This window comes from Streptomyces sp. cg36 (genome assembly GCF_041080675.1).
Classification (GTDB): Bacteria; Actinomycetota; Actinomycetes; order Streptomycetales; family Streptomycetaceae; genus Streptomyces.
The window spans coordinates 101,748-122,027 of record NZ_CP163520.1 but is presented as its reverse complement, the minus strand read 5'-3'; the positions used below and the strand labels follow the sequence as shown (position 1 = coordinate 122,027).

The window sequence follows — 20,280 nt, the reverse complement described above, 5'->3', positions numbered from 1 at the left end:
CAGCCGTGCAGTTTCCGCGCGAAGAGCCTGGCCTTCTCAGTGGCCTCGGAGATGGCCGTGTCGTCCCCGTTCTCCAGGGCCTCTTTGAGCTCGCCGATCACGGCCGCAGCCTCGGCTTTGATGTTGTCCTCCACGGTGTCCGCGCGTTCCTGAAGCAACTTCTCGATGGTGCAGACGACGTGCTGGGCCTCGTCACGGTTGTCGGCCGAGGCGCGGCGCCCACGTTCCTGCTCCTCGTGCCGTGCTGCCTCACCCCTCATGCGCTCAAGGTCGGCCGCTGACAGAGCGGATCCGCCGGTAACCGTCACGCGTTGTTCGTTGCCGGTGCGCAAGCCCTTGGCGGAGACGTGCATGATGCCGTTGGCGTCGATGTCGAAGGTGACCTCGATCTGGGGCGTGCCGGCCTTCGCCGGAGACAGGCCGGTGAGCGTGATGTCGCCGATCTTCTTGTTGCCGGCCGTGCGCTCGTCCTCACCCTCGTATACCTGGATCTCCAGCTCGGTCTGGTTGTCCCGTGCCGTGGTGAAGACTTCGAAGCGCTTGGCCGGGATCGTGGTGTTGCGTTCGATGATCTTCTTCATCATGCCGCCTTTGGTCCCGACACCGAGGGAGAACGGGGTGGCGTCGAGCAACAGGACGTCCTTCACCTGGCCTTTGAGGACGCCGGCCTGAAGGGCTGCACCCAGGGCGACCGGATCGTCCGAACGGACGCGTTGACGTTCCTTGCCGCCGGTCAGCTCGTCGACCAGCTCGATGACGGCGGGCATGCGTGTCGAGCCGCCGACGAGAAGAACGTAGTCGATCTCCGCGAGTCCTACACCGGCGTCTTTGATGACGTTGTGGAACGGTGCTTTGCAGCGCTCCAACAGATCGGCGGTGAGCTCCTGGAATCCCTCCCGGGTGAGCGGTTCGTGCAGGTGCAGCGGACCCTGAGAGGAAGCCGCGATGTAGGGCAGGTCGATCGTGGTCTCGGTGGTCGAGGACAATTCGACCTTCGCCTTCTGCGCGGCCTCGCGCAGGCGTCGAGACGCTGTCCTGTCCGTGCCCAGATCGACGCGGTGGTCATGGGCGAACCGCTCGACCAGATGGTCGACGATGCGCTGGTCCCAGTCGTCACCGCCGAGTTCGTTGTCGCCGTTCGTGGCCTTCACTTCCACCACGCCGTCGCCGATCTCCAGCAGCGACACGTCGAAGGTGCCGCCGCCGAAGTGGAGGACGATGATGGTCTGGTCGTCCTTGTCGATGCCGTAGGCGAGGGCAGCGGCGGTCGGTTCGCTGATGATGCGCAGGACTTTCAGTCCCGCTATCTCGCCGGCCTCCTTGGTGGCCTGCCGCTCGGACTGGCCGAAGTGCGCCGGGACGGTGATCACCGCCTCGGTGACCTCCTCGCCCAAGAACGCCTCGGCGTCCCGCTTCAGTTTCTGCAGGATGAACGCGCTGACCTGCTGCGGCGTGAAGACCGTGCCGTCGACGCGTCCCCTCCAACCGGTGCCCATCCGGCGCTTGATCGAATGGAGGGTGCGGCCCGCGTTGGTCACCGCCTGCCGTTTGGCCGGCTCGCCGGCCAGCACCTGCCTGCTTTTCGCGAAGGCCACGACGGACGGCGTGGTCCTGTCCCCCTCCGCGTTGGTGACGACGATCGGTTCACCGCCTTCGAGAACACTCACGACGGAATGCGTCGTCCCCAGGTCGATACCGACAGCACGAGCCACCCTGCACCCTCCAGCCGCCGCGGCCACAGCCGCGCGTGGACTCTCCCTCCATCAGGCTTCCATACCCGTCGAATCGGTACACGCGGTTTCAAAAGGACCGCAGGTTCTCCCTGGCGAGGCGCGGGTGCGTCCGGACGACCGCGCCAGTCCGTGATCTGAGAATGTGTCGAGGACTGTCTGGCGCCCCCCCCAGGGGCAAGATCGCGCGACGGGAACGCACATGTCCGAGCCGGCTGAACCGCGGATCGTCCCGGAGAACGCCCGTCGGCCGTCCGGCCTCGCCGGGCCGGGCAGCGGCCCGCTCGCGGATGGCCGCGTGCGAGTGGCGGATGAACCGTTCGACCCCCACGCCCTGGGTGAGTGGCCGGCACACCACTGCGCCGGCTGAGCGTTGGCCACCGGCCTGCGCGTCCCGGAGCGCCGCTACCGCGTCGGCCGTCGCCCGGATGCCGGGTCGTCGCCCCTGCCTCCACGCCGGGGTGGTGTGGACATTCCCGCCACATGATGGTTCCTCCCCTTTGTTGCGGTCGTTTGACAGCCAGGCGCAGGTCGTCGGCGTACTCCTGTGTGTCGTGGGACTGAGGGCTTGGCCGAGTGTTTTCGGGGAAACCGCGTCACATTCGGCGCCGGGCGGTGTCGGAGTAGGTATCAGCAGTTCGCAGCGCCTTCTTGGGGGCGCTCGACGAAGGGATGTTGCCGTGAGCACGCAGCAGAGCACGCCGGTGTCGCCGACCGCCTCGATTCCACAGGCGTCCAAGGCCACGTCGCAGCCGGACGCGGCGGCGACGACCGCGCTGAGCAAGGGAGCTGTCGGCGCGAGCGAGCCCGCTTCGACACGGGGCAAGACGTCCATCGCGGACGTCGTGGTCGTGAAGATCGCGGGGATGGCGGCCCGGGAAATCCCCGGCGTGCACGACATGGGAGGCGGGCTGGCGCGCACCATCGGCGCCGTGCGCGACCGTGTTCCCGGCGGGCGCCCCAACGTGGGGCGCGGTGTGAAGGTGGAGGTCGGCGAGCGGCAGACCGCCATCGACTTGGACCTGGTCGTCGAGTACGGGGTGTCCATCACGGATCTGGCCGGCGACGTACGCGAGAACGTCATCGCCGCGGTGGAGAGGATCACCGGCCTCGAAGTGGTGGAAGTCAACGTCACCGTCAACGATGTCCACCTGCCCGAGGACGACGACAGCGCCTTGGCCGAAGCGCGCGTCGAATAGGGCGAACCGGGCGTGGCACGGGGCGATTTCTCCGGCGGGGGCGGCCGGTTCTGCGGCGCGTTCACGGCGGCCCCCGCGGAAGCCGAGAGTGCCGTGCACCCTGACGCGTCGGGGCTGAGTGCTGTCAGGAGCGAGGGCAGCAATGTGCGTTTCGGGACCGGCGCGGATCGCTGCCATGGTGCAGTCCTTGACCGGCTCATCGGCTACCGCTGACAGGGCTTCATCCCGCTACAGGCTCAACGTGCGGTCGTCCGCGACCGTACGACCCCAGCCCCACGTGGTCATCAGCCGAAGCGGCTTGCGCGACGCTCGGCTCGTGCATCTGTGATGCGCTGCTCAAGTGCCTCGAACCACGCCCGGCCGTTCTCGCCGTAGTTGTCGCGGATCTCATGTTTGAGGTCGGCGGTATGGGCATTGAGGTTACGGACCAGGCCCAAGCCCTGGTCGACCTGTGTCCGTAGCTCGCCGTGCGATCGCGCCAGATGCGCTGCGGCATCGCGCATCTCGGCGCGTGCCACCCGCGAGGCGCGGCTCGTCGGCAGCCAGATCTGTGTACCGATCCGCGCCCGCCGCACTACATGCGACATCGTCCGCAGCGATGTCTGCGCGGACTGGTACGCCACATGCGCGGTATCGGCACAGAGATACGACTCGCGGTGGAAGGTACGAAGGGCGTGGAAATCGAGAGGGGGCCGGGCTGACTGTCGGCGGTCATTCCGTGTGTCCCTGGCGCGCCCGCCGGCGGAGTGAGCCGCACGGCCGGCCGGGCCGGCGTCTCGGGCGCGGAGCTTCGCCAGTCGTGCGTGTACTTCCTCGGCCTGTCGGCGTACCCGCTCGTTCTCCGCGCGGACCCGTCTCAGTGCCCGCTTCGCCTCCGCGGTTGCGGCGTGGACCTCGTGGACGGAGACGGGCTTCGGCCGGCGGTCGATCGCCGAGATCGCGATCAGTGCGGCGATGCCGAGCAGAGCCGCGAGAGCGAAGAGTGGTAGCCCGTTCGTGATGACTTGGTCGGTGCGCCCCGCGTCCGTCAACTGGACGAAGACGGCAATGTTGATCACGCCGAGTACGATCGCGGCCCGTGCGAGCAGGCCGAGCCAACGCGTCACCACAGGCGAACGGCTGCGGAGCCGGCCTTGCGCGGAGAAGGCAAGCCGGACCAGTGCCACGGCCAGCAGCGGCGAGGCGATCGACGCCCACAGCCATTCCCGCAGGTAGGGAGCGAGACCGGGCGCACCACTGAACTTGATGCGGGCCGCGATCGCCGGTGCCGCCAGCAGCATCGTCGCTGGAAGGCCGAAGAACAGGCCGCCGACGACGAGTAGCGCAATGGTGCAACCCGCGCCGCCGTTACGGTTACTGGGCACCGTTCAGTGACCTCCCGGTCAGCCTCGGCGCCCGCGATCACGGCTTGCGGTGCGCGGCGTTTGTCCGCCGTCACGCCGCCCGGTCCGCTGCCGCTGGGCCGTTGGCTGCTGCGATCGGGCGGTGCGTGATGCCGGGGCGAGAGCTGTTGCGCCGGTGCCGTTGAGCAGTTGGTCGAGGGCGACCGCGAGGCCGCCTGCCTGCTCCGTGTGATGCTGGACCAACATGGTGGTCAAATGCTTGGTCAATTCGACGTAGGCGATGCGTTCCTCCGCCGCCAGTCCGGGTGTGACGGTTTCACGCTGCATATTGACCATGCATTCCCGCAGCGATTGCGCGCTGGTGTCGGCTTGCCCCAGTTCCTGTCGCTGCTGGCGTAACATCGCGGAGGATTCCCGGCGGCGTTGATCCAGTAGTGCCAGGGTGATCTCTTTGCTGTCGGCGGCCCGGGTCTTCTCCACATTGATGCGCCGCATCTCGGTGGTCAGGGCGTAGGACTCGGCGACCAGCCTTGCTGCGACGCCGAGCGGGTTCAGCGACTCGGCGATGCGCGACACGGCGTCGCCGAAGACGAGGTGACCGTCAGATACCCTGACCAGGCTGTTCGCCATGTGAGCTGCTTTCCGTGTGGGCGTTGTCGGTGCGGAAGCCCGGACGGACTTCGGGTGAACTGGGGACGTTCGCCGCTGGAGTGGTAGCTGCAGACCGCCGCGAACCGGCTGCGGTGCCGGACGTACAGCAGCATGTGCTGATCAGCGGAACGTGCGAGGGGCGAGCCCGTCGATTACACGAGCAATGCCGGGAGATTTACGAGATTCAGGCCCCCTGGGAAGAACTGGATCCACAGTTCGGTGGATCCGCCTGGCGCGATTATGGCAGTACCTGAGTCGGCGTAAAGCAGAATCGAAGATTTCCGCTGCCGGTATCGGCCGGACCGTCGCGGTCGACCCCACCCTTTGCCCGGTCCTCCGGCATGCTGCCGCTGCCCGGAGAAAAGGGGCGTCAGGCCGGGCCGAACCCGACGACCACACCCTCGGGCGCTCTCGCGGCGGCCCGATCATGAAGGTGCGCCGCGCCGGGGTTGCGGAACTGGTGCGGGTCCGGCCCGCCCCATGGCGCCATCCAGGAGGGTTCTGACGCCGTGATCACGCGAGCCACGGCGTGATCTCCCACTTCGGGCAGCTGGGCAGCAGTCAGGGCTTCGGGATCAAAGCGGGGTCGATGCCCATCGCGGCAATGCCTTCGCGTACGGAACGGTCGAACTGCCCGAGCGCCGCCGCGAGCGGGACGCCGTTTACGCGGCCGTGTCCTGCGGGAAGTCGACGGGGTATGCCTCGGCGAAGTCCGCGGACCGTCCGACGGTGCTCCACTTCTCGTCCTGGGCCAGGAGTTGCCGGTCCTGTGCGATGGAGCCCTGTGAGGCCATGACGCCGAGGGCGAGGTTGGTGGGGATGTCGCGGCGCTTCGCCATTCGTACGAGGATTTCCGCGGCGCGTACCGGGTCGCCCGCGGGGCCTTCGGTGTTCTGGCGGATCCGCTGGTTGATGGCGCCGACGGTGCTCTCGTAGCCCTCGGGTACGTCGTGGACGGTCATGGAGGAGCCGGCCCAGTCGGTGCGGAAGCCGCTCGGCTCCACGACCAGGACCCGGACGCCGAAGGGCGCGGTCTCTGTGCGCAGCACGCGGCTGAAGCCGTCGATCGCGAACTTCGCCGCCTGGTAGGAGGCGATCCCGGGAGAGCCGCCGACCCGGCCGCCCATGGAGGAGAACTGGACGACCAGCCCGCCGCCCTGCTCGCGCAGCAGGGGGACGGCCGCCTTGGTGACGTTGTAGACGCCCCAGAAGTTCGTCTCGAACTGGGCCCGGAAGTCCTCGTCGTCGGTGGTTTCGATCGGGGAGACGTTGGCGTATCCGGCGTTGTTGACCAGGACGTCGATGCGTTCGAAGCGCTTCCTTGCCTCCTCCAGTGCTGCCTTGGCGGCTGCGGGGTCGGTGACGTCGAGTGCGATCGGGGCGATGCGGTCGCCGAACTCGGCGACGAGGTCGTCGAGCTGTTCGGGCCGGCGGGCGGTTGCCGCCACCGTGTCGCCGGCCTGCAGGGCGGCCCGGACCAGGGCGCGGCCGAAGCCGCGGGAGGAGCCGGTGATGAACCAGGTCTGCTGCGTGTTCGCGTTCGTGTTCTCGGGCATGGCGTTAGTAAAACACCGTTGCGTTAATAGTGCAACAGGGTTGCGTTAGGATGGGGCTGTGGACACCAACGACTTCCAGCGCGCCCGGTCCCCGCAGGCCAAGCAGCAGCGGGAGGCTGCCATCCTGGACGCCGCACGGGCGCTGGGCGTCGAGCACGGCATCCGGCAGATCACCCTGACCGACATCGCCGCGGCGGTGGGCATGCACAAATCCGCGCTGCTGCGGTACTTCGAGACGCGGGAGAAGATCTTCCTGCGCCTGACCGCCGCCGGCTGGCAGGAATGGACGCCCGTCCTGTGCGCCGAGATCGGCCGGGCCGCCGACGGCGACGCGGCGGGCGTGGCCGAGGCGTTCGCGCGCACCCTCGCGGCGCGGGGAATGTTCTGCGACCTGCTCGCGCAGGCGCCGATGAACCTGGAACGCAACGTCTCGGTCGAGGCGGTGCGGGAGTTCAAACTGGTCACCATGGAAGCGGTCACCGCTGTCGTCGCCGCGGTCCGTGAGCGGCTGCCGGAGCTGACCGAGGGCGACGGCGTGGACCTGATCGCCGCCGCGACGTCGATGGCCGGCACGTTCTGGAACATCGCGACCCCGGGACCCGAGGTCGCGGCGCTCTACCGCAGCGATCCACGGCTCGCACACGCCATCGTGGACGTGGAACCGCGCCTGGCACGGATCCTGACCGCGCTCCTGGAAGGGGCCACCGCACGGCGCCGAGGCGCAGCGCCACCGCACTGACCCGCCACCACGCTCCAAAAGCGATGGGGGATCGCGGGAGACGCATGCTCGGGGCGGCGGCCACTCCGGGTACGGCGACAGACGACTTGCGCCGTGTCGGCGGGACCCTCATCCCCGAACGGCCTCTGATTTACGCCGCGTCGAGGGATTTCCCACCGACATGATCTCGGTCAGACTTGCTGCATGCTGGCCACCCTGCTGCCAGGAGTGCGGGAGGTTCGCACTCCTCTCACTGTGGGATATACGTGGTTGATCGTGCTGTGGCTCGCCGTCGGCCACCGCGTACCCGACCGGGGGAGTGCGCAAGGAGTCCTGGCGGATGTGTACCGGCTGACACATGCCGCGGGACTCGTCGCGGTGGGAATCGCCAGCAGCGTGGCCGCGTACATCCTCGGCGTCATCGCCACCCAGCTCGGCCTGAGTGTCACGTACGCGGTCGGGGCCGCCCTGCGCCGCAGCCCCATCGCCCGCATTACCCCCGGCCGCCAGAGAGAGGACCAGGTCAACGAGGCACTCGTCGACCTGGTCGCCATCCGCCTCGCGGAGCGGTTCACCCATGACACCGCGTTCCGCAACCAGCTCCTCGACCGGACGGTGGCCGATCCCCCCACGGATTCGCCCACTCGGACCAAGCCCGAGTGGGAGCACCTCGCGCTTGCCCACAGCTGGACGCGGTACTCGATCGTCCGCCGGGTGGTCGCCGTCGAGGCGCTGGCCGACCAACTGCAGGCGGACGGTTACAGCATCATCCTGCGCCTGCGCGGCTCGTCGGATCCCGTCGCGATGGAACACGACCGGCTCCAGTCCGAAGCCGACTTCCGTATCGCGATGTGCGGGCCGTTGGCCGCGGCCTGCATCGTCTTGGCCGTCCGCTGGAGCCCCTGGTGCCTGCTGGCCCTGCCTCTTCTCATCACCTTGATCTACGTGGGGGTGGCGGCGCGTACGGAAGCCGAGCGAGGTGTCGCTTATGCGCTGGCAGCGGGCCAGGTGAACGACCCGTCCCTGGCGCGACTGGACGCGATTCCCGCACCGCTGCGGGCCGACAGCAGCGCCGCGGGCACCGGCGGCGCAACCACCGCTGCACCGGACCCGGGCCGGTCCGGATGACAGCCAGGCGGACCCCCGGCCTGCGGTCGTTGCCCGATCCCTCGGGTCGTACATACCTTCGACTCGCCTCCTCTGCGCCGATATACAGTGGGCAAGGTCCCGCGTTTCATCAGTGACGCGGGGGCTGCAGTTCGAACGAGTTGGGGGGCCTGTCATGGCGCTTTTCGGAAACGCGCACACCGTCGACCCGGCGAAGGCGCAGGGTGAGTACGGGCGGTTGCTCGGTCACGGTGAGCAGGTGCACGCCGCGTACACGCTGATACGCGACACCATGCTGTTCACCGACCGTCGCCTGATCATGGTCGACAAGCAGGGGATCACCGGCAAGAAGGTCGAGTACCACTCCGTGCCGTACCGCAGCATCACCCACTTCGCAGTGGAGACGGCCGGGCACTTCGACCTCGACGCGGAGCTGAAGATCTGGATCTCCAGCAACCCGACGCCGTTGCAGAAGACCTTCACGAAGGGGGTCGACATCTACGAGGTGCAGGCGATCCTCACACAGTTCGTGGCCCGCTGACGGCCCTGTCGGGCGGGAACGGCGCGCGGCCCGGTGACTGCGCACTGACGCGAAGGGCGCCAACGACCGCCACGTGGAGGTCACGTCCGGTGCCGGGCTGCGCGGACGGGAGAGCTACGCCACGGGCTCCTTGCGTGTGCTGTGAGCCCGGGGTGCGAGCTCCGCGGCGAACTGCGCCCCGGTGAGCAGGGCGAGGTTCGACAGCCACAGCCACACCAGGAAGACCACCACGCCCGCGAGGGAGCCGTACAGCTTGCTGTAGGCGCCCAGTGTGCCGGCGTACGCCGAGAATGCGGCGGAGACGGTCAGCCACAGGGCAGCCGCCAGTACCCCGCCGGGCAGACTGCGCTCGCGGCGGCGGGCGGGGGCTGGGCCGGTGTGGAAGACGACCACGACCAGCAGGGCGACCAGGCACAGCAGCAGCGGCCAGCGCAGCAGGCTCCACGCCCAGGCCGCCGTGGTGTCCACGCCGAGCGTCCGGCCGGCGGCCTGGGCGAGCGGGCCCGTCAGCAGCAGGGTGAGCGAGCCGGCCAGCAGCAGGGCGAGCAGCCCGAGCGCGGTGAGCACGATCCGGTGCGCCGTGCGCCAGGTCGAGCGCCGGTCCTCCAGTCGGTGCATGCGGTGCAGGGCCCGCCGGAAGACGGCGAGGTAACTGGAGGCGGACCACAGGGCGCTGGCCGACGCCGTCGCGAGCAGGGGCCACGCCGTCCGGTCGGCACCCAGCAGCCTGCTCAGGACGTCGTGCAGCGGAGCACCGGACTCGGCGGGTGCGTAGGCCGTGACGTGGGTGACGAACTCCGCTGCCGTGTCCGGGCTGATCATGCCGAACGCCAGCACGGTGATCAGCAGCGCGGGCAGCACCGTCAGGATCGCGTAATAGGTCAGGGCCGCCGCGTAGTCGGAGATGTCGTCGTCCCACAGGGACCGGGGGGTGCGGCGCAGCGCAGGCCACCAGGCCGCGGGCGGGCGCGGCAGCCGACCGGCCCGGCGCAGGAGCCCGGCCCGTATGTCAGCGGACACGGGACCCCCGGTGTCGGGGTGTGCTCAGCCGGAGCCTGGTGTACGAGGTGTACGGCGCGGTCGCCAGCTCGGCCTCGGCGGTCAGGGCGTGGAGCGCGGCCAGGACGGTGGACGGGGGTGTGCCCGGGTGCAGCCAGACGCGCAGGCCCACGTCCAGGCGTTGCCGGCGGCGGGGCAGTACCCGGGCACGGGCGCGCTCAACCCCGGGGACGGCCGCGGCGCGTGTGCTCAGGGCCTCCGCGAGGGCCTGGGGGCGGACCGTGGAGTGGGGTGAGGGCAGGGCCAGGTGCCGGGTCGGGCCCGGGCGGAGCTGGGCGAGGGACACGTACGCGAGGAGCACGGTCAGGGCGATCGTCGCGGCCAGGACGGTCGGGGTCCACCAGGCGTCGGCACGGAGCTGTGCCAGGCGGGTGCGGTCCAGCAGGACGGTGTCTGTGCGCGCGGTCGGCCACCATGACGGCAGCCGCGCCCCAAGGGGGCCGCTGGTCAGGGTGAGCCATGTGCCCGTCAGGAGCAGGGTGAGCCCGGCGACGGTGAGGACGGTGCGGTTGGCGGTCGTACGGGCGCGCCTCATCGCGTGTCACCTTCCGGGATGTGAGCGGATGTCGGCACGGGCCGGTCGGGCGCGGGGCCGTGCGTCGCCTCCCCCGGCAGGGGCGGGCGCCAGATCGGCTCGGGGACGACGGTGACGCGCAGGCGAGGGACGCGACGCAGATTGCATGCGGTCAGGGCGGCTCGGGCGGCGGAGGTGACGCAGTCCCGTGTGGCCGCGCGGTCGCCGAAGCAGAGAGCGGCCCGAACGGTGACGCGGCGCCTGCGCACCCGTACGCGTACCGCGCCGATCCCCGCCACGTCCGCCACCGCGTCACGGACCAGCAGCTGCACCACGCAACGGTCCACCGCCGCGTCCACGCGGGCCGCAGGGATCAGGACCGTGGACTGGCGGCGCCGGCCGGGGGTCACCGCGAGCAGGATCAGCCAGACACCGAGCAGCGCCGTCAGCGCGCCGAAAACGACCACGGCCGGATCACCCGGCCCGTGCTCCGACAGCCAGGCCATGGTCCGCGTCCGCCAGGCCGCGGTCGCCCGGTGAGCGGTGTGCACCTGGGCCAGATCGAAGGCGAGCGCACCGCAGGGCACGGCGGCCAGTGCCGTGAGCAAGGCGACGGGGACCCGGCGCTGCGACCACCAACGGCGCGGCGTAGGGCCCTGCTCGCTCTGCGGTGCGGGGGACGCGGGTCCCTCGGGGGCGGCCAGCGAGGTGACCGTGACCCGCGTGGATGCCACACTCAGTCCCGTCAACTGCCCGGTGCGTGCCGTGACATGGCGCTGCACCTCCCGCACGGTGTCGGCGAGGGGAGCCGGGTAGGGCAGCGTCATCCCGAGGGACAGCTCCGCCCGCCCGCCGCGCACGGATGCCGAGGCCCCGGTCGCCCGGGAGGATCCTTGCCGGGGGAGTGCCTCGGTGGCCGCCCGCGCGGCGATGCGGCGCACGGCCCGCTCCGAGACGGTGGTGGTGCCCCGCTCGGCGGAGGCCGTCATCGGCGGCTCCGCTCGACGGCGTCCCGTACGTCCTGGACACTGCCGCCGTTCTCGATCCACCGGCCCAGCGCCCAGCCCAGGCCGCCGAGTGCGGCCACGAGCAGGAAGGCGCCGAACCCGCCGAAGAAGGCGGCGAACGCCAGCGCCATGCCCGCGGCCATTCCCACTACTGGTGTGCTCATGTCCCTCTGCCTCTCACCCGTACGACTCCCCGTGTGCCCGCGCCCGGGCGCCGTCACTCCACGCGGGCCCCGGTGGTGTTGTCGGACTCGTCCTGGTCGGGCAGGTGGACGTCGACGACGGTGATGTTGACCTCGACGACCTCCAGGCCGGTGATCCGCTCCACCGCGTCGACCACGTTCTCCCGGACGTCCCGGGCCACGTCCATGACAGAGACGCCGTACTCGACGACCAGGTCCAGGTCGACGGCCGTCTGCCGTTCGCCCACCTCGACCTTGACCCCTCGTGCGACGTTGGCGCGGCCACCGGGCACCCGGTCGCGTACGGCGCCGATGGTGCGGGAGAGGCCGCCGCCCATGTCGTGCACGCCCGGGATCTCGCGGGCCGCGATACCGGCCACCTTCACGACGACGACGTCGGCGATCGAGGTACGGCCCCGGTCGGGCGCGGGCTGGTCGGCCCCGGCGGCGCCGCCGGACACGGCCGTGGTGCGGGGCGGCCTGCCGGTCTGCGGGGTGGACACGTCCTTGGGGGTGGGCACGGTCTGGGTGGTCATCGCGCGTTCCTCTCGGCTGTGCTTTCGCTGGCTTCTCACTTCGTCAGACCCGGACCGGGCGCGTCTGTGACGCGGGGCCGGAAGGAAATCGGCGGGATGCCGAAGGTGTGCCGCCCCGCCGGTGACGCCGTGTCAGTCCGGGGTAGCAGGAGGGTGTCGATGAGGGGGGACGGCGACCTGGCAGGTCTGGACGTTGCCGCGGTCCGCCTTGGTGGCGTCGGCGGCGGTGCGGGACGGGCTGGAAATGGAGGTGGTGAGTGCGGGCGGAACTACGGCTGCGGGGACGCCCCGGCTTTCGCGGGCCGCGCGTCCGGGACGCCGGCCGTGCCGGTATTCCGGTCGAAGCGCGCAGCCACAGCTCGCGCCGAGACCCCGCCGGACGGGTCGCACCCAAGGTGGGACGCATGTCCCTTCCCGCCGATCCGCGCCCACCTCGGCGACGAGTGACCTGGAAGACATCCATGCGTCCGCCGGTCGCCGAAGTGACGGCGCCCGTCCGCATCCGCCGGGCCCGCGCCGAACGAAGTCCCGCGTAACGGGGACGGCGCCGCGGTGTCCAACCCCTGGAGGACCGGCCTTCGAAAGACCCGACGAGAGGAGCCACCCAGTGGCGGGGGCCCGCACAGCGAGCACACCACCGGACAGCGCACCACCGGACACCCGGCCCGACACGGACGACGCCCTGCTGACGGTCCGTGCCACAGAGGGTGACGAGGACGCGTTCGCCGTGCTCGTGCGTCGGCACGCGCCGTCGCTCACCCGGCTCGCCACCCGACTCCTCGGCAACCGGACCGAGGCGGAGGACGCGGTCCAAGACGCCTTCCTCAGCGCCTGGCGGCGGCTCCCCGAGTTCCAGGGACGCTCCTCCTTCGGGACCTGGATCTACCGGATCGTCACCAATCGCTGCCTGAACGTGCTGCGCGCCCGCAGACCCACCGCCCCGCTGGAAGCGGTCGGCGACGTGCCCGCGGCCGAGCACAGCACCTCTCCGGCCCGGATCACCGAGGGCCGGGACGCGGCGCGCGCACTGCGCGAGGCCCTCGACCTGCTCTCGGCCGAGCAGCGCGCCTGCTGGGTGCTGCGGGAACTGGACGGGCGGTCCTACGAGTTCGTGGCGGAAACAGTGGGCATCAGCCAAGAAGCCGTCCGCGCCCGTGTCTTCCGCGCACGCCGCTGTCTCACACAAGCACTGGGGGCCTGGCGATGACCGACCGGATCGACCCGCCGCACGACACGTCCGCCCACGACGGTGACGACGAACTCCTGCCCTGCGGACGGCTGCTGTCCCGCGTGTGGACCGACTGGGAGGCCCAGTCCGCCGACGCCCACCAGCAGACCTGCCCGCACTGCCGGCAGGCGGTGCGCGGCCTCGACGAACTGGAGTCCGCCGTAGCCGGGTGGCGCACGGAGGCGGCGGACCTTGAGTATGACGACGCCGAGCCGCTGACCCGCCGGATCATGGACGTCGTCCGCCTCGAACTGCGCCCCGGCCGCCCCCTGCCGCTCGGCGAGCCCGCCGAGGACCTGTGGATCATGGAAGCGACTGCGGCCCGCGCCCTGCGCGCCGCGGCGGAGACGGTCGCGGGCGTCCGCGCCGGTTCCTGTCGCCTCCTCGACGTCCGCGCGGACGGCACGGTCGAGGTCCGCCTCGACGTCCACGCACCGACCGGCGTTCCCCTGCCCGACCTCACCGCGCGGGTACGGGAACACGTCGTCCACGCCGCCGACCGCGCCCTGGGCATGGCCGTGGCGTCCGTGCACATCCGGGTCACCGACCTCCTGCCTCCGACGGGCGACGACAACCGGGAAGGCCCCACGGCATGACCGAGCACACCACGAAGACCCCGCACAGCGCGCTGGCCGAGGAACTCGCCACCGCCGTGACCGGCGTACCGGGAGTGGCCTTCCTGCGGCCCGGCCTGGCCGACCGGCTGCGCACCGCCCTGGCCCGGCCGGGGCCGCACCCGGCCGGGCTCCGGATGACCCGGCCGGACGGCACGGGGCCCTGGCACATCGAGATCCACGTCGTGGCGCTCCGCACGGCGCGGACCGTGGACGTGGCCCGCCGTGTCCGTGACACCGTCGGGCACCGCCTGGGCGTCCTGGCCCCCGCCGAAGCCCCGCCCCGGGTCACCGTCACGGTCACGGGGCTCCTCTGAGGCCGGTCACCAGTGGGGCGGAGGCGAGGTCGCCATCAACTGCGCCGCGGCGATCCACACCCCGACCGCAGCCGCCGTCATCCGGAACCTTCGTACGCGCAGAGGGGAGACCGGGTCGGGTCCAGCACCGACCGGCCGTCCGGGAGTTGGTGCCGGAGCGCGTCCGGGGAGTACGGGCGGTACGGGCACGGTGCCGCCCGGCAGCGGTTCGGCGCCCCGCCGTTCTTTCAGCGTCCGGGGCGTGGAAGGCGGCACGACTCGGCGGGTGCGCCGGGGCCGCCGGACCGGCCGCAGGGCGGACTCGGGGGCGGCGCTGGTGGCGGGGCCGGGCACCAGCCCCTGCGCCAAGCCGGTGAGGAAGGCCGCGTAGGACGCCCGCCGCAGACCGGTCGGCGCGGTGCGTCCCGCCTCCCAGGAGCGGACCGTCGACGCGGTCACACCGAACGCGGCTGCCACCTGCTGCTCGGTGAGCCGCCACGCCCGGCGCAGTCGTACGCGCTCCTCGGGGGCCGGCAGCGGGACGTTGCCGTCCCGGCGACGGGGGTGGGACGGCATGGGCTGCTGGGGAAGAACCTCGATCGTCATGACCGTATGACAACCAGTCAGTACGTGATGTGACTTTACGTCAGGTAATGCACCCGTTTGCCGTAGCGGGCTGTCTTCAGCGAGGAGAGGACGTCAAGGCGAGGTGCCCATGCCCGATGCCCGGCCGCCGTCGTCCTGCCACTTCCTCCTCGCGGGCGGACGCGCCGCCTTCCGGCAGACGGCGTCCGGCGATCCCGCCGACTTCGTCCTGCGTCCCAGCGGCTCGCTACCGGGGCCGATCCCGGCAAGCGGCTGCGGAACCTGGCCGCCGACCGCCTGATCGCCCTCAGCTTCTTCGGCCGCGACATTGCCTATGGACAACTGGCCGCCGCCCGCGCTGCGAAGGCCGACCAGCGAGCCGGACTGACGTCGTCTGCGGCAGCGCGGCGCTCCAGAGCACGTCATTGGCGGAGGCCGAGGAACATGCGGCCACCGCCAGGGTGTCCCTGCGCTCCAGGGCTGCGCCTCCCCGGCGAGGCGCAGACGCAGGCGTTCATGGCCGGTTTGCAGCCACCGAACGCTCGTGGGCCCCGTGGGTCCCACTGGGCCACCACGGCCGGGCCCTTTCGGTCACCCCCTGCTGCTCCGCTCCACCGGGTCGTGGCGCCCCGCCTCCATGGCTCCGCCTGCCGGCACGGCGGAGCCATGGGGACGGCCTTGCCAGCCCCGTGACCTGGCGGTCGCCTACGCGGCGGCGCTCTCCGTCAGACTCGGCGGAAGGTCGTCGACCGAGGTGAAGACGTCGTCGAGGCGGACGATGCGCAGTACCTGCCACACTCGCGGAACCGCCCGCACCAGACACAGCCTGCCGCCGTGGCGGGCCACTTCGTCCCGCACGGTCAGCAGCAGCCGGATGCCACTGGCGTCCAGAAACGTCACCGGCCGCAGGTCCAGCACCACGTCGAGGGCGTCCCGGGGGGTCAGCTCACGCAGGCTCGCCGCGCATTCGTGGTACGCCAGGATGTCCAACTCACCGCGCATTTCGATGATGAAGGTCCCGCCGACCGTGCGAGTCCGCACGGAGAAGGCGAGTTCGTCTGTGCTCACGTCGAGCCTGCCTGTTCTCCTCAGAACGGTTGTGCCGTGACGCGCACGACACCTGTATCTATTACTCTCCGTGACATCCGTGAGGCGTGGAGAGGGGTCCATTTCACAAAGCTCCTGCTAGTCGTGATGCCCAGCCCGCTGGCGCCTCGCACCTCCGTGACAGTGTGTAATTCGGCCGCATTTCAAGTGCGGGATTCGGGCCAATGGCGCCGAACGTCCCTTCTGCGTAAGGACGTTCAGGACAGCCCCTCGTGGCGCAGCACCCCCTCCAGCGCGGCCCGCAGCGCCCGGGGAGGGTGACGTCGAGCAGGGAGGCGAGCGGGATGAGGGTGTGCTGGCCTCGTGGTCAGGTGCCTGCCTCGGGCTCTCGGGAGGATGTCGGGGCGCTGGGGTCGGGGTGCAGCAGGACAGGCAGGGTGGCGTGGCCGTTGGCGATGAACGAGGGCCACGGCCGCAGTCGGTCGGCAGGGACCGCGAGGGCCAGGTGGGGGTGGCGGGTGAACAGGGCGCGCAGGCCGCTGGTGGCTTCCAGGCGGGCCAGCGGCGCGCCGAGGCAGAAGTGGACTCCGTGGCCGAAGGCCAGGTGTTCGCTGGAGAGGCGTTCAAGGTCGAAGGTGTCGGCCTGTTCGTGGAGGGCGGGGTGGCGGCCGGCTGCGGCGTAGGAGATGAGGATCGCCTCGCCCTGGGCGATGGTGACACCGTCCAGGGGGATGTCCTGGACGGCGTAGCGCAGCGGGAGGTGGGCGACGGGGGCCTGGTGGCGCAGCGTCTCCTCGACGACCCTTTCCCACGTCACGGCACCAGTATCGATGAGGGCCCGTTGTTCGGGGTGGGTGAGCAGGGCGGTGATGGCCTGGTCGATCAGGTTGACGGTGGTCTCGTATCCGGCGCTGATGACCAGCAGCAGGGTGTCCAGCAGCTCTTGTCCGGTGAGGGGGTGTTCGTCGGTGTCGGTCGGAGTGGCCAGCAGGTCGCTGGTGAGGTCTTCGCCCGGCTGCCGGCGTTTGGCGGTGATCAGGTTGCTCAGGAGGGCGTACAGCTGTGCGGTGTTGGCTTGTGCTTCTTCGGGGGCGAGGGTGGTGTCAAAGACACGGTCGACGAGGTGACGCAGGTCGCTGACCGTGCTGGGGGGAAGGCCCATGAGGTGGGCGATGACCTGGATCGGTAGTGGCAGCGCGAACCGTTCCCGCAGATCGGCTGCTTCTCCCGGCGGAATCTGGTCCAAGTCGTCGAGGAGAGCCTCGGTGATCTCCTGGATGCGGGGGGCGAGGTGGGTGATGCGCCGGGCGCTGAAGGCGGGGCTGATCAGGCGGCGCAGCCGCCGGTGGTCGCCGCCGTAGGCGGTGAACATGTTCTCCACCGCCACCCATAAGGCGAGCGGCCATTTCCCGACGATGTCCTGGGGGAAGCGCGGCCAGTGCTGCCGTGGATCCTTGGACACCCGTGGGTCAGTGAGGAGTTGGCGGATCAGGGCCGGGTCGGTGACAGCCCACGCCTCGATGCCCAGCACATCGACGCGGGTGAGGGGCCCGCGTGCGCGGAGCGCTGCGTCCTCGCCCGCCCGGTCGCGGCCGGCGGGGTCCAGGACGAACGGAGTGTCGGCGCTCATGAGAGTCCCTCCTTCGGCGGCGGAAACAGTGGTGCTGGATGAGAACACCACCGGGAAGGCTGCCAGGGCCCGATGGAAGGGGCCAGGCCGCCGACGGAGCGATTGCGTGGAGGCCGGGCGCAGATCCGGCTCCGCTTACCTGCGGCTGCAGTCATCGCTGACCGGCCAGCAACGCCAACTGCCGTACCACCGTTGGTGGATTCGCCTTCGGCAGGCGCATCCGCACCTGGCGACTCGGTGCTGTCCACAGCTCACCTGGACGGGGTGCTCATCACCATGATGACCCGACGCCTCACCCGCAAAAGGCCCGGCACCAGCCACTGGGCGAAGAAGACGCCCTGATCATGCGGCGTCAGACATCGCGGACGGGTTCGAGGAACTCGAGCCGATTGCCCAACTTGTCGAACGCATAGAAGCGATCGTGACCAGGAAAGTTGTCATCCCAGGTGACGCTCACTCCTTTGTCCTCCAATCGCTTGGCGAGCGCCTGGAGCGAGGTCACAAGGATGCCGGGATGCGCTTTCCTGTTCGGGCGGAAGTCCCCTTCAACGCCCAAGTGGATCTCCAGGCCACCACCTCGGAACCAGCACCCGCCACGAGCCGCCAGCGCCGGCGGCTTCTCGACCTCTGCCATGCCGAGAACGTCTCCCCAGAACTCGCGGCAGAGGTCCTCAGCGCCTGGAGGGATCGCGAGCTGCACGTGATGCAGGCCGTCCAAGGAGTATCCGAGCGTTCCCAGAGCCACAACTTCTCCTCCACCAAGAAATCTTGGCGTCAAGATAATGAGAGCTGAGCGGTCCTGGCAAGGGCGGGGACCCGGCAGAGGGCGCCAGCCTGCACCGGCAGTCGGTCCATCAGCGCCGGAGGGCCCGTCCGGCCCGGTACGCCCGTTTTCCAACTGCGTGATCACCGACTGATGGGAGTCCCCCACACGGCACGGCGTCACGCGTCCTCGTCCACGTCACGGTCGAGGAACCGTCGGCGCCCTTGGTCGGCCCGCTCGGGCGTCCAGGCCCGAGCGGCTGCCGGGCGGATGAGACTGCCCCCTGGACGGCGACGTTTCGTAGGTCAACGACCGTTGCGCAGGCTGACCCCGCCTGCCGGCCACGCGTCGATCCGGACCCAGAAGTTAGCCTCGAGCCGACTCCGCAGTCCTCGTCGAAGTCCCCGGCGCCGGAGGCGCTGAGCTCCTGGCAGGTCGCGGCGGGCAGCGGAGTCCAGTCGGTGTCCTCGGGCACGCCGGGGTCCTTCACGGCGATGGTCGACATGCCGGAGCACTGCTCGTTCCCGGTGGTCTTGTCGGTGAAGCAGGCGACGACCTGGAACCCGCCCGCCGTGAGGCCCGCGTCCTTGGCCGTCTTGGCGGCGTTCCAGCTGAGCGAGGGGACCGGAGCGGCCGTGTCCGTCCGCTTCAGCGGCCAGGAGGCGGGGGCGCCGCCGGTGGCCGTGGTGACGTCACCGACCGGTACGGCCGTCCAGGTGTCGGTGTCGATCGCCTTGTAGCGGTAGGTCACGCCGTACTTGTCCGACGGCGCCACGCTTTCGAGCGTGAGGGGACGGCCGGTGCTCTCGCCGTCGGCCGAACTGGCGATGGCGTCGCCGTCGGCCGGGCTGTTCAGGCTTCCGTACCCGACGTTGAAGGGGTACTCCGTGACCGCGGAGATGTTGCCTCCCCGGTCGACCGCCGCCACGTAGAGGGTGTGCGGGCCATAGTTGGGGACGATGGTGGCGGTCAGGGGGTTGTCGCCCTCGCCCGCGGAGCCCTTGACGAGCTTGGTGGGGTCGGGGTCGTCCAGGCCCCAGAAGTAGCCGACACCGTCAACGGAGCCGGTGTCGAAGGTGCATGGCGCACCGCCGCTGATACGAGGTGTCCACACCTGTGCGGGGTAGCCGGGGCAGGTCACGCTCGGCGCGAAGCACGTGTTGACGCAGCGCGGTGCCACGGACCGTCGGGCTCGGTGAAGCGGCCGACGAAGTGGGTGCCGAGCAGTGCATCGAGGCGGAGGAGCGGGGTGAAGGCGGCAGGCTGGTCGTAGTGAGGGATGTGGTCAGTCCGTGACGGTGGGCGCAGCGGACAGGAGCGGGCGCAGCTCGAGCCATTCGGTTCTGGTGCGATCCACTGTGGCCGCCTTCACCACGGGGACGGAGCCGTTGTGGGATCTCGACATCCCTGGCGGAAGTCTTCCCTGTTCCTGTGCGCGGGCACGGGACGGGGGGGATCCCCCTCCTGTGGTGGAGGGGGATCCCCGGATCAGCCGTCAGGGACGTCAGCTCGCGGTCATCTCGCGCATCTGCATCACATCGTCGCTGGGACCGTCGTAGAACCGCAGCCACACCGTGGCCTTGTCGCCCGGCTTGAGCTTGCGGTCCTTGCCGAACTGCGACTTGGTGAGCACCACCTTGGCATGCTGGTCCTTGCCGTTGCAGACGACGTTCTGGGCCGGAATCCACAAGTCGAAGTCCGTGCCCGGTGCGGTGAGCCCGACGTTGATCCGGCGGGGCGCGCCCGGGTTGCACCGGTAGCTGAACTCCACGGTGGTCGGAGCGGTCAGCTTCAGGGCTTCGATCTTCTCGGGCCCGGCGAAGGGCTTCGCGGTGATCGAAGCCGGGGCCACGCTGGCCTTGGCTGAGGCCGGGGCCACGGTAGCGGTGGCCGAAGCCGGCGCCACAGCGGCGGTGGCGCCCGCCGCGGCGAGCATGGCGATGGCGAGTGTCTTGGGTATGCGCATGGGTTCCT

The 20,280-nt window shown here is 70.3% G+C and carries 23 protein-coding genes and 1 pseudogene; 8 read left to right on the top strand and 16 right to left on the bottom strand.

All coding sequences use genetic code 11. The features are described from left to right. Nucleotides 1–8: 8 nt before the first annotated feature. A pseudogene (gene dnaK / locus AB5J87_RS00595) lies at nucleotides 9–1,712 on the bottom strand (molecular chaperone DnaK); the annotation flags it as partial. A gap of 740 nt (nucleotides 1,713–2,452) precedes the next feature. Here dnaK and AB5J87_RS00590 point away from each other — a divergent pair. Next, nucleotides 2,453–2,929: an Asp23/Gls24 family envelope stress response protein gene (locus tag AB5J87_RS00590; protein WP_369383317.1), complete on the top strand. Its 477-nt coding sequence runs from the start codon at nucleotides 2,453–2,455 to the stop codon at nucleotides 2,927–2,929. A 284-nt stretch (nucleotides 2,930–3,213) separates the two neighbouring features. Here the strand turns inward: AB5J87_RS00590 and AB5J87_RS00585 are convergent, their stop codons facing one another. The 3 genes from AB5J87_RS00585 to AB5J87_RS00575 form a co-directional block, all read right to left on the bottom strand. After that, nucleotides 3,214–4,293, bottom strand: coding sequence for a hypothetical protein (locus AB5J87_RS00585; RefSeq protein ID WP_369372662.1), 1,080 nt, complete (start codon nucleotides 4,291–4,293; stop codon nucleotides 3,214–3,216). Between the two features lie 18 nt (nucleotides 4,294–4,311). Further along, on the bottom strand, nucleotides 4,312–4,902 hold the full coding sequence (locus AB5J87_RS00580) for a hypothetical protein (protein WP_369372660.1): 591 nt from the start codon (nucleotides 4,900–4,902) through the stop codon (nucleotides 4,312–4,314). A gap of 683 nt (nucleotides 4,903–5,585) precedes the next feature. Then, the gene (locus AB5J87_RS00575) at nucleotides 5,586–6,479 is read right to left on the bottom strand and encodes an SDR family NAD(P)-dependent oxidoreductase (protein WP_369372658.1); all 894 of its coding nucleotides are present in this window, start codon (nucleotides 6,477–6,479) and stop codon (nucleotides 5,586–5,588) included. Nucleotides 6,480–6,537: 58 nt separating this feature from the next. Here AB5J87_RS00575 and AB5J87_RS00570 point away from each other — a divergent pair, with 58 nt between their 5' ends. The 3 genes from AB5J87_RS00570 to AB5J87_RS00560 all read left to right on the top strand — a co-directional run bounded on the left by AB5J87_RS00570 (nucleotide 6,538) and on the right by AB5J87_RS00560 (nucleotide 8,845). Next, nucleotides 6,538–7,218: a TetR/AcrR family transcriptional regulator gene (locus tag AB5J87_RS00570; protein WP_369372656.1), complete on the top strand. Its 681-nt coding sequence runs from the start codon at nucleotides 6,538–6,540 to the stop codon at nucleotides 7,216–7,218. A 183-nt stretch (nucleotides 7,219–7,401) separates the two neighbouring features. Beyond that, nucleotides 7,402–8,325 (top strand): hypothetical protein, encoded by a 924-nt coding sequence (locus AB5J87_RS00565; protein WP_369372654.1) that lies wholly within the window; start codon nucleotides 7,402–7,404, stop codon nucleotides 8,323–8,325. A 154-nt stretch (nucleotides 8,326–8,479) separates the two neighbouring features. After that, nucleotides 8,480–8,845 carry a PH domain-containing protein gene (locus tag AB5J87_RS00560; protein ID WP_369372652.1) on the top strand — a complete coding sequence of 122 codons (366 nt, stop codon included), beginning with the start codon at nucleotides 8,480–8,482 and terminating at the stop codon, nucleotides 8,843–8,845. Between the two features lie 114 nt (nucleotides 8,846–8,959). On the opposite strand, the gene AB5J87_RS00555 is transcribed toward AB5J87_RS00560, so the two are convergent. Genes AB5J87_RS00555 through AB5J87_RS00535 form a run of 5 tightly spaced genes read right to left on the bottom strand, consistent with a single transcriptional unit; the run spans nucleotide 8,960 to nucleotide 12,143 of the window. Then, nucleotides 8,960–9,865 carry a YihY/virulence factor BrkB family protein gene (locus AB5J87_RS00555; protein ID WP_369372650.1) on the bottom strand — a complete coding sequence of 302 codons (906 nt, stop codon included), beginning with the start codon at nucleotides 9,863–9,865 and terminating at the stop codon, nucleotides 8,960–8,962. Then, nucleotides 9,855–10,439 carry a hypothetical protein gene (locus AB5J87_RS00550; RefSeq protein ID WP_369372648.1) on the bottom strand — a complete coding sequence of 195 codons (585 nt, stop codon included), beginning with the start codon at nucleotides 10,437–10,439 and terminating at the stop codon, nucleotides 9,855–9,857. The genes AB5J87_RS00555 and AB5J87_RS00550 overlap by 11 nt, the downstream gene beginning before the upstream one ends. Further along, nucleotides 10,436–11,407: a DUF6286 domain-containing Asp23/Gls24 family envelope stress response protein gene (locus tag AB5J87_RS00545; RefSeq protein WP_369372646.1), complete on the bottom strand. Its 972-nt coding sequence runs from the start codon at nucleotides 11,405–11,407 to the stop codon at nucleotides 10,436–10,438. The genes AB5J87_RS00550 and AB5J87_RS00545 overlap by 4 nt, the downstream gene beginning before the upstream one ends. Beyond that, nucleotides 11,404–11,589, bottom strand: coding sequence for a hypothetical protein (locus tag AB5J87_RS00540; protein WP_369372644.1), 186 nt, complete (start codon nucleotides 11,587–11,589; stop codon nucleotides 11,404–11,406). Before AB5J87_RS00540 ends, AB5J87_RS00545 begins: the two co-directional genes overlap by 4 nt. 53 nt (nucleotides 11,590–11,642) lie before the next feature. Continuing rightward, on the bottom strand, nucleotides 11,643–12,143 hold the full coding sequence (locus AB5J87_RS00535) for an Asp23/Gls24 family envelope stress response protein (RefSeq protein WP_369372642.1): 501 nt from the start codon (nucleotides 12,141–12,143) through the stop codon (nucleotides 11,643–11,645). 607 nt (nucleotides 12,144–12,750) lie between these two features. On the opposite strand from AB5J87_RS00535, the gene AB5J87_RS00530 reads away from it, so the two are divergent. From AB5J87_RS00530 to AB5J87_RS00520, 3 genes are read left to right on the top strand one after another with little or no spacing between them, the layout of a single operon-like run. Next, nucleotides 12,751–13,350, top strand: a complete 600-nt coding sequence (locus AB5J87_RS00530; protein WP_369372640.1) for an RNA polymerase sigma factor — start codon at nucleotides 12,751–12,753, stop codon at nucleotides 13,348–13,350. Next, nucleotides 13,347–13,967, top strand: coding sequence for an Asp23/Gls24 family envelope stress response protein (locus tag AB5J87_RS00525; RefSeq protein WP_369372638.1), 621 nt, complete (start codon nucleotides 13,347–13,349; stop codon nucleotides 13,965–13,967). Before AB5J87_RS00530 ends, AB5J87_RS00525 begins: the two co-directional genes overlap by 4 nt. Further along, entirely contained in the window at nucleotides 13,964–14,302 is a 339-nt protein-coding gene (locus tag AB5J87_RS00520) for a hypothetical protein (protein ID WP_369372636.1), read from the top strand. Before AB5J87_RS00525 ends, AB5J87_RS00520 begins: the two co-directional genes overlap by 4 nt. A 6-nt stretch (nucleotides 14,303–14,308) precedes the next feature. On the opposite strand, the gene AB5J87_RS00515 is transcribed toward AB5J87_RS00520, so the two are convergent. Continuing rightward, nucleotides 14,309–14,887, bottom strand: coding sequence for a helix-turn-helix domain-containing protein (locus AB5J87_RS00515; RefSeq protein ID WP_369372634.1), 579 nt, complete (start codon nucleotides 14,885–14,887; stop codon nucleotides 14,309–14,311). Nucleotides 14,888–14,996: 109 nt separating this feature from the next. Between AB5J87_RS00515 and AB5J87_RS00510 the strand changes: the two genes are divergently transcribed. Next, complete coding sequence (locus AB5J87_RS00510; RefSeq protein ID WP_369372632.1) at nucleotides 14,997–15,167, top strand: hypothetical protein; 171 nt, start codon at nucleotides 14,997–14,999, stop codon at nucleotides 15,165–15,167. A gap of 404 nt (nucleotides 15,168–15,571) precedes the next feature. Here AB5J87_RS00510 and AB5J87_RS00505 read toward each other — a convergent pair whose 3' ends face one another. From AB5J87_RS00505 to AB5J87_RS00480, 6 genes are all read right to left on the bottom strand, one after another. Further along, nucleotides 15,572–15,934, bottom strand: a complete 363-nt coding sequence (locus AB5J87_RS00505) for an STAS domain-containing protein (RefSeq protein ID WP_369372630.1) — start codon at nucleotides 15,932–15,934, stop codon at nucleotides 15,572–15,574. A 346-nt stretch (nucleotides 15,935–16,280) separates the two neighbouring features. Continuing rightward, nucleotides 16,281–17,543 carry a cytochrome P450 gene (locus AB5J87_RS00500; RefSeq protein ID WP_369372628.1) on the bottom strand — a complete coding sequence of 421 codons (1,263 nt, stop codon included), beginning with the start codon at nucleotides 17,541–17,543 and terminating at the stop codon, nucleotides 16,281–16,283. 352 nt (nucleotides 17,544–17,895) lie between these two features. After that, nucleotides 17,896–18,288 carry a glyoxalase gene (locus tag AB5J87_RS00495; protein ID WP_369372626.1) on the bottom strand — a complete coding sequence of 131 codons (393 nt, stop codon included), beginning with the start codon at nucleotides 18,286–18,288 and terminating at the stop codon, nucleotides 17,896–17,898. Nucleotides 18,289–18,397: 109 nt separating this feature from the next. Further along, nucleotides 18,398–19,420 carry a hypothetical protein gene (locus tag AB5J87_RS00490; RefSeq protein ID WP_369372624.1) on the bottom strand — a complete coding sequence of 341 codons (1,023 nt, stop codon included), beginning with the start codon at nucleotides 19,418–19,420 and terminating at the stop codon, nucleotides 18,398–18,400. 23 nt (nucleotides 19,421–19,443) lie between these two features. Further along, on the bottom strand, nucleotides 19,444–19,587 hold the full coding sequence (locus AB5J87_RS00485; RefSeq protein WP_369383316.1) for a DUF6000 family protein: 144 nt from the start codon (nucleotides 19,585–19,587) through the stop codon (nucleotides 19,444–19,446). A 223-nt stretch (nucleotides 19,588–19,810) separates the two neighbouring features. Next, nucleotides 19,811–20,272, bottom strand: a complete 462-nt coding sequence (locus AB5J87_RS00480) for a hypothetical protein (protein ID WP_369372622.1) — start codon at nucleotides 20,270–20,272, stop codon at nucleotides 19,811–19,813. Nucleotides 20,273–20,280: the final 8 nt, after the last annotated feature.

What these genes read in the sequence shown, in the direction of transcription:
- AB5J87_RS00510 (WP_369372632.1), top strand. Translation starts at nt 14,997, where the DNA reads ATGCCCGATGCCCGGCCGCCGTCGTCCTGCCACTTCCTCCTCGCGGGC.
- AB5J87_RS00480 (WP_369372622.1), bottom strand. Translation starts at nt 20,272, where the DNA reads ATGCGCATACCCAAGACACTCGCCATCGCCATGCTCGCCGCGGCGGGC.
- AB5J87_RS00560 (WP_369372652.1), top strand. Translation starts at nt 8,480, where the DNA reads ATGGCGCTTTTCGGAAACGCGCACACCGTCGACCCGGCGAAGGCGCAG.
- AB5J87_RS00545 (WP_369372646.1), bottom strand. Translation starts at nt 11,407, where the DNA reads ATGACGGCCTCCGCCGAGCGGGGCACCACCACCGTCTCGGAGCGGGCC.
- AB5J87_RS00575 (WP_369372658.1), bottom strand. Translation starts at nt 6,479, where the DNA reads ATGCCCGAGAACACGAACGCGAACACGCAGCAGACCTGGTTCATCACC.
- AB5J87_RS00535 (WP_369372642.1), bottom strand. Translation starts at nt 12,143, where the DNA reads ATGACCACCCAGACCGTGCCCACCCCCAAGGACGTGTCCACCCCGCAG.
- AB5J87_RS00540 (WP_369372644.1), bottom strand. Translation starts at nt 11,589, where the DNA reads ATGAGCACACCAGTAGTGGGAATGGCCGCGGGCATGGCGCTGGCGTTC.
- AB5J87_RS00565 (WP_369372654.1), top strand. Translation starts at nt 7,402, where the DNA reads ATGCTGGCCACCCTGCTGCCAGGAGTGCGGGAGGTTCGCACTCCTCTC.
- AB5J87_RS00580 (WP_369372660.1), bottom strand. Translation starts at nt 4,902, where the DNA reads ATGGCGAACAGCCTGGTCAGGGTATCTGACGGTCACCTCGTCTTCGGC.
- AB5J87_RS00525 (WP_369372638.1), top strand. Translation starts at nt 13,347, where the DNA reads ATGACCGACCGGATCGACCCGCCGCACGACACGTCCGCCCACGACGGT.
- AB5J87_RS00500 (WP_369372628.1), bottom strand. Translation starts at nt 17,543, where the DNA reads ATGAGCGCCGACACTCCGTTCGTCCTGGACCCCGCCGGCCGCGACCGG.
- AB5J87_RS00550 (WP_369372648.1), bottom strand. Translation starts at nt 10,439, where the DNA reads ATGAGGCGCGCCCGTACGACCGCCAACCGCACCGTCCTCACCGTCGCC.
- AB5J87_RS00515 (WP_369372634.1), bottom strand. Translation starts at nt 14,887, where the DNA reads ATGACGATCGAGGTTCTTCCCCAGCAGCCCATGCCGTCCCACCCCCGT.
- AB5J87_RS00520 (WP_369372636.1), top strand. Translation starts at nt 13,964, where the DNA reads ATGACCGAGCACACCACGAAGACCCCGCACAGCGCGCTGGCCGAGGAA.